Annotated in this window: 11 protein-coding genes; 7 read left to right on the plus strand and 4 right to left on the minus strand. The window is 33.3% G+C overall.

Going from position 1 to position 9,840, the window contains the following annotated elements:
* Positions 1-29: 29 nt before the first annotated feature.
* Complete coding sequence (locus QZU81_RS04370) at positions 30-431, minus strand: DUF3795 domain-containing protein (protein WP_295589603.1); 402 nt, start codon at positions 429-431, stop codon at positions 30-32.
* Between the two features lie 211 nt (positions 432-642).
* Here QZU81_RS04370 and QZU81_RS04375 point away from each other — a divergent pair, with 211 nt between their 5' ends.
* Genes QZU81_RS04375 through QZU81_RS04390 form a run of 4 tightly spaced genes read left to right on the plus strand, consistent with a single transcriptional unit; the run spans position 643 to position 2,770 of the window.
* Positions 643-1,200: a 50S ribosomal protein L15e gene (locus QZU81_RS04375; RefSeq protein WP_295589605.1), complete on the plus strand. Its 558-nt coding sequence runs from the start codon at positions 643-645 to the stop codon at positions 1,198-1,200.
* A gap of 35 nt (positions 1,201-1,235) precedes the next feature.
* Positions 1,236-1,655 carry an RNA-binding protein gene (locus QZU81_RS04380; protein WP_292823322.1) on the plus strand — a complete coding sequence of 140 codons (420 nt, stop codon included), beginning with the start codon at positions 1,236-1,238 and terminating at the stop codon, positions 1,653-1,655.
* Entirely contained in the window at positions 1,656-2,336 is a 681-nt protein-coding gene (locus tag QZU81_RS04385; protein WP_295589607.1) for a DNA alkylation repair protein, read from the plus strand.
* Between the two features lie 47 nt (positions 2,337-2,383).
* Positions 2,384-2,770 (plus strand): hypothetical protein, encoded by a 387-nt coding sequence (locus QZU81_RS04390; protein WP_295589608.1) that lies wholly within the window; start codon positions 2,384-2,386, stop codon positions 2,768-2,770.
* A gap of 65 nt (positions 2,771-2,835) precedes the next feature.
* On the opposite strand, the gene QZU81_RS04395 is transcribed toward QZU81_RS04390, so the two are convergent.
* The 3 genes from QZU81_RS04395 to QZU81_RS04405 form a co-directional block, all read right to left on the minus strand.
* On the minus strand, positions 2,836-4,290 hold the full coding sequence (locus QZU81_RS04395) for a sodium-dependent transporter (RefSeq protein WP_295589609.1): 1,455 nt from the start codon (positions 4,288-4,290) through the stop codon (positions 2,836-2,838).
* A 318-nt stretch (positions 4,291-4,608) separates the two neighbouring features.
* Complete coding sequence (locus QZU81_RS04400; protein WP_295589611.1) at positions 4,609-5,184, minus strand: TMEM175 family protein; 576 nt, start codon at positions 5,182-5,184, stop codon at positions 4,609-4,611.
* Between the two features lie 99 nt (positions 5,185-5,283).
* Positions 5,284-6,252 carry a LytS/YhcK type 5TM receptor domain-containing protein gene (locus QZU81_RS04405; protein WP_295589613.1) on the minus strand — a complete coding sequence of 323 codons (969 nt, stop codon included), beginning with the start codon at positions 6,250-6,252 and terminating at the stop codon, positions 5,284-5,286.
* Positions 6,253-7,016: 764 nt separating this feature from the next.
* Here QZU81_RS04405 and QZU81_RS04410 point away from each other — a divergent pair.
* The 3 genes from QZU81_RS04410 to pdxT all read left to right on the plus strand — a co-directional run bounded on the left by QZU81_RS04410 (position 7,017) and on the right by pdxT (position 9,465).
* Positions 7,017-7,184 (plus strand): hypothetical protein, encoded by a 168-nt coding sequence (locus QZU81_RS04410; RefSeq protein ID WP_292883509.1) that lies wholly within the window; start codon positions 7,017-7,019, stop codon positions 7,182-7,184.
* A gap of 770 nt (positions 7,185-7,954) precedes the next feature.
* On the plus strand, positions 7,955-8,836 hold the full coding sequence (pdxS, locus tag QZU81_RS04415; RefSeq protein WP_292883515.1) for a pyridoxal 5'-phosphate synthase lyase subunit PdxS: 882 nt from the start codon (positions 7,955-7,957) through the stop codon (positions 8,834-8,836).
* Between the two features lie 38 nt (positions 8,837-8,874).
* Positions 8,875-9,465, plus strand: a complete 591-nt coding sequence (gene pdxT, locus QZU81_RS04420; protein WP_292876359.1) for a pyridoxal 5'-phosphate synthase glutaminase subunit PdxT — start codon at positions 8,875-8,877, stop codon at positions 9,463-9,465.
* Positions 9,466-9,840: the final 375 nt, after the last annotated feature.

The raw sequence follows: 9,840 nt of genomic DNA on the forward strand, positions 1-9,840 counted from the left end.
ATATTAAAATTATTCATTGAATTTTTAATTTAATCAATTTTAAAACCGCACTCACTACATGATTTGGTTTGAAATTTCACAATTCCACCACATTGTGGGCATAACCACCTTTCACGATCTTGTGACATCATTTTTCCGATACCTGTGGTTTTGATTCTTTTTGCACTATCCAATGTATTCAAGTCATGTCTTTTGACATATTTTTTGGAATGTTTCTTTATCAATGGGCATGGAAACTCACTGCAGCGTCCGCAGTAGCTGAAATTCTTAGTGTCGAAGCAAGCTTTAATTTTACATTTCAGACTGGCTTTGCTTTTGCCGTCATCGCTTATCAGACAGCCTGCACATGGATTTTGGTATTTTTCACAGCTGATGCAATTAATTCCACATGGGGCCAGTAATTTTGAATCGAGTTCTTCAGGCATTTTCATGATAATTAATTTATTTTAGGAAACTTATATAGTTGCATATAATCCTATGGAACGGAGCATTTACATATTTTTTAATGGTTTTTACGATACCTTTATAAATACATAAAACAAATATTTGATTACTGTTATTTTTTAGCAGTGATAATTACTTTTTTTGGGATAAGTTCCCATATGGATGTGGCCTTCGTGGCTGAACAAAAAGGTGTTATTTATGTACAAATATATTAGAGATGCATGGAAAAATCCAGATGAGTCCTACGTACGTGAACTCATGTGGCAAAGAGCTCCTAAATGGAGAAAGCAAAAAGCAGTTCAAAGAATTGAAAGACCAACTAGACTCGACAGAGCTAGAAGCTTAGGTTACAGAGCTAAAAAAGGATTTGTTTTAGTAAGAACCAGAGTAAGACGTGGTGGAAGAAGGAAAACTCGTCACTTCAATGGTCGTAAACCTAAAAGAATGGGTGTAAACAAAATTACCCAAGCAAAATCTATTCAAAGAATTGCTGAAGAACGTGTAGCTAAAAAATACCCTAACTTAGAAGTATTGAACTCCTACTGGGTATGGTCTACAGGAAAACATAAATATTACGAAGTAATTTTAGTTGATCCTAACAGTCCTTCTATCATTAACGATAAGAAAATCAATTGGATCTGTTCCCAAAAACACACTAATAGAGCTCTCAGAGGCTTAACTAGTGCTGGTAACAAAGGACGTGGAATCAAATCCAAAGGAAAAGGATCAGAACAAGCTAGAAGAAGAAAATTATAATTCTTCTTTTAATTTTTTTTCTTTTTTTGATTTAAATGATTCATAATATTAAATTCAGAGCTTTCGTTTATGAAAATGAAAGCGTTGATGAGATTTCTCAAGCTATTTTAAATTTACTTCCTGAAGCCGAAATCGAAGCTGAAGAGGCTGAAGGATTAATGGAAGATAAGATAATTATTTTATCCGGTACGGTATCTAAAAAAAGATACACAAAGACTTTTTTTAACAAACTTCTCGAATCTGTTGATTTGGAAAAATTAAACAATGATTTAGAGCGTAAGATGGATGAAAAAGGTAATTGGTTTTTAAGATTCGATAAATCTGACGCTCTGGATGAAAAATTTACTATTCTTGATAAAGGCGATGCAATTCACCTTAAAATTAAAATTGCCGCTTTTCCTGCTAAAAAACAAATTGCAGTTGATAAGGTACGTGAAGCTATTCTAAGTGATTAAATGGATTTCGATGATATCATTTGCGAATTGGAAGAATTGTCAGATGATTATTTTGCCGAAAACATGAAAAGATTCGGCATTAGATATGTAAAAAGCTATGGATTAAGACTTCCTCAGATTAGAAAAATAGCTAAGGGCTGCGGCAAAGACCATGAGCTCGCATCAAGACTTTGGAACCACGGATATCATGAAACATACCTTTTGGCGACACTTGTTGAAGAGCCCGAAAAGGTAACTTCTGCACAATTGGATTATTGGGTTAATTCATTCTATTCATGGGATTTGGTTGACCAGGCATGCATTAACCTTTTGAGATTCATTCCCCAAGCCCTTGATAACATATTTGTCTGGTGCCGCGCTGAAGAGGAATTTGTCAAAAGAACGGCATTCAGTTTGATTGCTGTTTTGGCGGTTCATGAAAAGGGTTCTGATTTTGACAAGTATTTTGATATTCTTAAGGAAGGCTCAAAGGATAATCGCAATTTCGTTAAAAAGTCAGTTAACTGGGCAATAAGACAAATCGGCAAATCTAATTTGGAAAATAACCGAAAAGCTATTGAACTTTCACATGACATTCTTGAAATCGACAATAAGTCAAGCAAATGGGTTGCCCGGAATGCTTTAAAGGAATTGGAAAGCGACAAGGTTCAAAAGAAGCTTGCAAAATCCACTTCCCAATAAGTAAAGTTTATTTTAGAAAAGATATAATATATTTTCAAGGTGTTGATATGGAAAAGCAAAGCTATTATTTAATAATCTTATTGGTTGCCTTTGTAATCTGCATTGGAGTATTCTGGTTTCAGTTCAACAATGATGTAGCTACTTTTATGATGTTGAATGAGACTGAAGTATCTGAAGGCGGATCATTTTCAGGCATGTTGGTTGATGCCTACGGATATGGCGTTGCAAACCAAACAATTACATTCCACAAGCCGGGTCATGAAATGGGAACCCTTGTTGATGCAGTCACTGATGAAAATGGCCAATTTACAATTGAAAATGCAGAATATTTGCCTGATGCAGGTAAGGATAATTACTATGGTGATTTCACATTTGCGGGTAATGGCAAATATCAAGGATGCACATATGAAGGCAATGTTACTGTAGTTCCTTAATATTCATAATCATATAATATTGGAAAGATCTGTGCCAAGTACATTCTTTCCATACCTAATTTTTTTCATTGTCTTTTTTCAGGGATATTCGTAAAGATATAACTCAATATTAAAATGACAGCTGTAATCATGCCATAAACAATCAATTCAAAATTATTAGCATCTAAAAGTAAATTATACACTCCAGTTCCCCACATTAAGAACAAAAAGATAGGCAATATATATTTAAGGACAAACACCCAGGTTTTTCCAACTTTAACCCTGTCATTTTCATTCAATACTGGAATAACTCCTTCAATATCATAGAGCCATCCGAATATTATGCATTGAATTGCAATTAAAAGAAGAATGCAGAATTCCGTAATGAAACTGTCGACGATGCCCACAAGATAGCTGCTGATTCCTGTTGTGAACAATAGTGAGAGAATGCATCCAACTATTGACAATATGGTTACTGCTTTTTTACGGGACCAATTTAGCTTATGGACGGTTGAATTTATCATCGGCTCGAAGACCGCAACAGCAGAAGTTATTCCGGCGAATAATATTGCTATGAATAATAATGGAGCAATTATACGACCAATAGGTCCCATAATATTGAAAATCATTGGAAAGACAACAAATACCAGTCCAGTACCTTCGCTTACCAATTCAACCATTGGTGTTCCAGAGGTATAGGACATATATCCGAGAATGGAAAATATTCCAAATGCGGTACATACTTCAAATGCGCAATTTGCAAAAACCACAATCAAGACGTTGTCGGTCAATTTTGATCCATCAGGCAAATAACTGGCATATGTTAATGAAATTGATTCTCCCATACTTAATGAGAAAATGATTTGTGAAAAGGCTGCCAGCCAAATGTTCACGTTCAAAAGCATTTGCCAATCGGGTTTCAGCAATGCGTTTATGCCTATGCCCGCTCCAGGAAGCGTTAATGCAAAAATGATAATGAATGCCATTATCCCGAAAAGCAGAGGGATTAGAATCTTTGAAGCTTTACCAATTCCTTCATTCAAATCCTTATGGGAAATGTACCAAACAAAAATCCAAACTATCAACATTGAAATGGTTGTTGGAATTATGAAATTCGCCATATTGGATAGATTTGAACTTCCACCAACATTCTTTACAAAATAAAGTGCGGAATCGCTTCCCCAGTTGAAATTAAAACTGGAGCCCAAATATACCAGGTCCCAGCCCACTATAACTAAATAATAAATTAAAACAAAATAGATAATTAAAACCAATGCCCATGAAATGTACTCCAATTTAGGATTTATGCTCTTTAAAATATTGGAAAATGAATCCTTGTGCCTGAATCCGATACCGTATTCCAATACAAGAAATGGGATGCCCATAATTAGAATCGCAACTAAATATGGTATAAAGAAAGTTCCTCCACCATTGGAATAGACCACATAGCTATAACGCCAAATATTGCCCAATCCAACGGCTGCTCCAATCATTGATAAAAGAAAAGCAATTCGTGAATTCCATTGACTTTCATTAAGCATTAGTCATACACCGGATAAATCTTTATTTTAGAAGCAATATAAACATGTTGGTATATTATTTTTTACTCTAAAAGATTATTTTCTTTAAGATTGAACTAATTCTTTTAATCATATATTCTAAAAATTAAATTATTATTTAAATGTTCAAGTTTATTTTTCCATATAATTGTCCTTTTTAAGTCTGAAAAATGTTATAGCTTCTTTAAATTATTTTTTTTTTTATTTTTTTAATTTTAATTCAATTAACGCTTTTGGCAAATTTTTTTTTAGTAAAATATTTCTCCTTTTATTTGACTTTCTATACCATGAACATACTTTTTAATATTTAATAGAATAGACAATTGACCGTATAACGCTTATCAAACAGCATATGCTGATTGCAAAGGGATATCCTAAAAAGGCAATTACCAAACCAAAGAGGAACAGTATGAATGGAATGACCAGTGCATTTTTCACATCCAATGCCTTTGATAAGTACTCTTGATCGGAGTTAACATCAAGCAATGATTTTGCCATCCAAAACAGAATGATATTGACAAAGATGAAATCCAAACCGTATAATACTTCAGCCAGTAAAGAAAACGGATTATTTGCAACAAATGTTGTTAAATATGGAATAAGTGAAACAATCAACAGCAGAAATATATTCTGCCAAATTATCTTTGCATTAATGCGTTCAACATGGTTATAGATTAAATGATGGTATTGCCAAAGGTTGGTGCAGACTAAAAAACTTATCAAATAAGCAAAATAGGAAGTCTTAAGTGCTAAAATAGATGGGATGGATGCGGCAGCCGGTTGGGGCAATTCCAAAACAAGGATTGTTACAATAATTGCAATAATCGCATCATAAAATGCTTCAAGTCTGTTGGTTGACATATATTTTTCGTTCATGTTTTCATTTTTAATTTAAAATAAATAAATTTTTTCTTAAAAATTATCCTAAACTGCTTCTAATATGGCGAACTGTTTACAAAATTTCCACAAAATTAATTACAATTTGTTTTTGATATCACTCAGCTCTTGCTCTAATTTATCAACTTTATTTTTATATTCCTTTAATTCTTGTGATATTTCAATAATCCTATCAGTGTTTAAATCAATTATATCAGTATTGACTGAGATTTTATCAGTGTTGTCATCAAGTGTCTGTTTTAATTCTTCGCTTATTAGTATTTCCTCTTTTTTCTCACCTAGGAACATGGTAAAGAGCAACATTCCAAGAACAGCACTAAAGGTCATTGGAGCATAAAGAGTATTGGCAATAAGGAGTCCATCTGGTCGAGGGGTTAATACGGTTATAAGAAACATGTCAAAGCCACTATATAAAAGCATTAAAAGCGCAGCTTTATATGCTCTTAAGAATTTCCTGCCGTTCCATATATGAACGAAACTTCCAACAATACTTGCCAGTATTGTTGCAACACTGCATGCCAATGCTGTAGTTCTTCCCATGTTATATCTCCAGAGTCCAGATATTAATCCTACAGGTATTCCGACATAGGGTCCTCCAAGCATTGAGGCTATCATTACAATTAATCCTCTTGAATTAGCGGGAATTCCATTAATATCCATAGTGAAATATGATGCAAGAATTCCAATTATGGAACATATGATAATCTGCGAGATTATGGTTTTACGGGAAGTATCACCTTTAACTATAGCTTGAAAACTTTTAGATTTAGTGGCAATGTATGTTATAATCAAAATTACAGATAACATTCTAAACATTTCTAGAAATGGAGCCCATAATGATTCACCATTAGCGGATTTATTAAAATAAGAAATAGTAAGGCTTAACAAACCCATAATAATTAGATAACCGATTTCATAAACTGATCCGTCGGTTAATTCTTTAAGTTTCGAGAGCCTAGTTGAAATAAAACCTAAAATTATGATTGCTGAAATGACTGTAACAAGGTCATGTAAAACTGATGCGTTTATATTCTTAATAATGACCATATAAGCAAATAGATTAAAAAACAAGGCTAGATTAAAAATAAACATTATTGAAAATAATATTAGAATCTTCTTATCGCCTGTGAGTTTATTTTTAAGATTAGAAAACATACTATTTTATATTATGCACTATGAAGATATTTATATCTTAACGGATAGAATGTTGAAATATCAGATTTAAATTAAAAAAAAGGGGATTAAAACTTAAGAAATCCCTTGCCAAATAACTTTCTGTTTGACTCTTGAACTTTCATTTTGGAGTCTTTTAAGAGTCTCCATATGATTTTTTAAGTAAGTCTAGTGATAATATCAATATTTTCATCAACTCTTCCATTTGATGTAAGGATTCATCTTTAATTTCGAAAAGAAGATTGATTGATTCCCAGGTTAATTCCATTCTTTTTCTAATATTATTTACTTTTTAAATTTGAAAAAAGTTTCTTGCAGAATTATTTTTGCTAAAACTAGATTAATTATATATAATTTAAAAATGAAATAACTAACTAGTTATATTTTGGAGAGGAGTTATATGAAAGGGCATGCGAAAGTTGTCATACTTATGTTTTCTCTACACTACTTTTTTTAGAAATCATGATAATTAAATATTTTCATCTATACTGGGTGAAACTGGGATGGTGGAAATACAAATCCTGAACATGTACTATAATCACTGACACAACCTGAACCAATTAATGATACAAAGGTAACTACTTGAGTATTATTGGAAAAGTTGCAGGGTAAGATGCTGAAATTATTATAAACAATTGATGACAAGCAATTATTGTTACGCCAATGCCAACATGAAGCTGGTCAAAAAGAACCAAAAATTGCATAATCCGGATTCGCCGTTGATACTTGGTGAGGTTAAAGAGGGCGAAACAGTAATGGAAGTTACAGAACCAAGCTATATTGACACACAACAAAAATTGATTTGATTTTTGCATAGTGCTTTTAGTAAAAAAAAGATAGTTATAATAATTTAATCAATTTATTAAAAAAAGAGTCATAAGTTGTGCAGGTTCACCTCGCTTTGGTTGCGAGGTGTCTTTTTGCACTTTTTTTCTGAATTTCAAGTGTTTAACCTCCAAATATTAGTTGAATAGACTTGCGATTTTTTTGAAGAGTTTTGAGAAGCATCCTGTTGGTGCCATATTCTCCACCTCCGTGTTAATTATTTTTTTTTTATTTCGTGTTTAGTTGAATAGACTTGCGATCTTTATGAAGAGTTTTGTGAATCCTAATATTGGAGCCATGTTAATCACCTTTTTTTTAATAATTCATGTTCGACAGCAGTTTACATTTTTTTTGATCTTAATGGAAGATTATATTAATATCATTTTTTCACCTTTTGTTGTGGTGAAGTTCTCGTTTGATTTATTTTTAGAACTTCTCACACCTACTTATTAGTATAAAAAAGGACATATATAAAGTTTTTCGAATGTAAATGGTTACTTGCATCTTTAATTAGTAAAATAAGTAATTTTAGACAGTTTTAATTGGATTCTTCAGGATTTATGCTTCAGAGGTGATGAAAAAGCTATTGGAAATAATTCATATAAGTGCCGTCGGGTTTGTTGCCATAAAATTTATATAGATAAAATATATACTAATAATTGTTATTATAACTATTGTTATATTAACGTTTTAGGGAGCCCTTTTAATATATCCCCTTCAAACAATTCAGAAATAGGAGAACAAAAAAATGATAGAAAAAGGAACAAAAGTACTAAAAGAAGGTTTTGCAAAAATGACAAAAGGTGGAGTCATTATGGACGTAGTGAATGCAGAACAGGCTTCAATTGCAGAAGATGCAGGGGCGGTGGCAGTAATGGCACTTGAGAAGGTACCTGCAGACATTCGTGCAGCTGGGGGAGTGGCCAGAATGGCTGATCCAACAATTGTTGAAGAGGTGGTTGATGCAGTATCCATCCCTGTAATGGCAAAGGCAAGAATAGGCCATATTGCAGAAGCGCAAATATTGGAAACCCTAGGAGTTGACATGATTGATGAAAGTGAAGTGTTGACACCTGCAGATGAAGAATATCACATCAACAAAAAGGAATTCACAATACCATTCGTATGTGGTGCACGTAACCTTGGTGAAGCACTAAGGAGAATTGACGAAGGTGCAGCTATGATTCGTACCAAAGGAGAACCTGGAACAGGAAACATTGTAGAAGCAGTTCGCCACATGAGAATGGTGATGGGAGAAATCAGAACAATACATGGAATGGAGGAAGAGGAACTCTGGAAATATGCGCGAAACATCGAAGCTCCAATTGAACTTGTAAAGCAAACTGCAGAATTGGGCAAATTACCTGTTGTCAACTTTGCTGCAGGAGGAATTGCAACACCTGCTGACGCATCACTCATGATGCAGTTAGGTTCCGACGGCATTTTTGTGGGATCAGGAATATTCAAGTCAAACAATCCTGAAGCATTTGCAAAAGCAATAGTTGAAGCAACTGCAAATTACGACAAGCCTGAAGTATTGGCGGAAGTATCCAAAGGATTGGGCGAAGCCATGAAAGGTCTGGAAATGTCAACTTTGAGCGAATCCGACAGAATGCAGGACAGGGGAATTTAAAATTCCTCATATTTTTAATTATTTTTTAAGGTGCTTAGATGGTAAAAATCGGAATCCTAAATCTTCAGGGTGCAGTTTCAGAACACTTTGACATGACAAGAAAAACCGTTGAAAACTTAAAACTCGATATAGAAGTGGAAGAAGTAAGATACAGTGATGATGTTGAAAAATGTGATGGATTAATCATATCCGGAGGGGAAAGTACTGTAATTGGCAAGCTCATTAAGGAAAGGGGTATTGATAAAGTTATTAAAGAAAATAATATTCCTGTCTTTGGAACTTGTGCTGGAATGGTGCTTCTTGGCAAAAAAACAGATTTCAACCAGCCGCTACTTGAACTTATGGACATAACTGTTAAAAGAAATACCTATGGAAGGCAGAAGGATTCATTTGAAGCGGAAATTGAAATATTAAATCAAAAGTATTCTGGTGTGTTTATTAGAGCACCGGCACTTGAATCTTATGATGGCTCCAAAAATGATATTAAGATATTGTCAGAATTTGATGGTGAAATAATAGCCATTCAGCAAGGACACAACATTGCAATTTCATTTCATCCAGAATTAACAGAGGACACTTTAATTCATGAATATTTCATTGAAGAAGTTTTAACAAGTCTGAACCATTGACTGCTTTTAGAAGTTAATCAAATTGTAAACTTATAATGCAACAATTTTAATTTTTTAAAATTTGTTAACTTATACTTATCCATATAGGTTTTTCATGAAGAAACAATTGAAAGGGAATTCCTCCCATGATTCTGGTTAAGGACAATTATCCAAAAATATATAATATCCATTGATGAGTTTAATATGTCAAGAGAGGAATACGAAATATGAATATCTTAGACTTCTTGTTTAGTGATGAAATTTAATTAGAAGAGATTATAAATTTAATGTTATTATGCCAACAGCAACATGAAGTTGGTCAAAAGGAACCAGAAGTTGCATGATCCAGATTCACCGTTGCTGATTGGGGATGTTAAAGATGGGGATGTTGTAAAT

This window comes from uncultured Methanobrevibacter sp., assembly GCF_902770715.1.
Taxonomy (GTDB): Archaea; Methanobacteriota; Methanobacteria; order Methanobacteriales; family Methanobacteriaceae; genus Methanocatella.

Excerpts from the sequence above, each read along its gene's own strand:
- QZU81_RS04370 (WP_295589603.1), bottom strand. The coding sequence starts at position 431 with ATGAAAATGCCTGAAGAACTCGATTCAAAATTACTGGCCCCATGTGGA.
- QZU81_RS04375 (WP_295589605.1), top strand. The coding sequence starts at position 643 with ATGTACAAATATATTAGAGATGCATGGAAAAATCCAGATGAGTCCTAC.
- QZU81_RS04380 (WP_292823322.1), top strand. The coding sequence starts at position 1,236 with ATGATTCATAATATTAAATTCAGAGCTTTCGTTTATGAAAATGAAAGC.
- QZU81_RS04385 (WP_295589607.1), top strand. The coding sequence starts at position 1,656 with ATGGATTTCGATGATATCATTTGCGAATTGGAAGAATTGTCAGATGAT.
- QZU81_RS04390 (WP_295589608.1), top strand. The coding sequence starts at position 2,384 with ATGGAAAAGCAAAGCTATTATTTAATAATCTTATTGGTTGCCTTTGTA.
- QZU81_RS04395 (WP_295589609.1), bottom strand. The coding sequence starts at position 4,290 with ATGCTTAATGAAAGTCAATGGAATTCACGAATTGCTTTTCTTTTATCA.
- QZU81_RS04400 (WP_295589611.1), bottom strand. The coding sequence starts at position 5,184 with ATGAACGAAAAATATATGTCAACCAACAGACTTGAAGCATTTTATGAT.
- QZU81_RS04405 (WP_295589613.1), bottom strand. The coding sequence starts at position 6,252 with ATGGTCATTATTAAGAATATAAACGCATCAGTTTTACATGACCTTGTT.
- QZU81_RS04410 (WP_292883509.1), top strand. The coding sequence starts at position 7,017 with ATGACAAGCAATTATTGTTACGCCAATGCCAACATGAAGCTGGTCAAA.
- pdxT (WP_292876359.1), top strand. The coding sequence starts at position 8,875 with ATGGTAAAAATCGGAATCCTAAATCTTCAGGGTGCAGTTTCAGAACAC.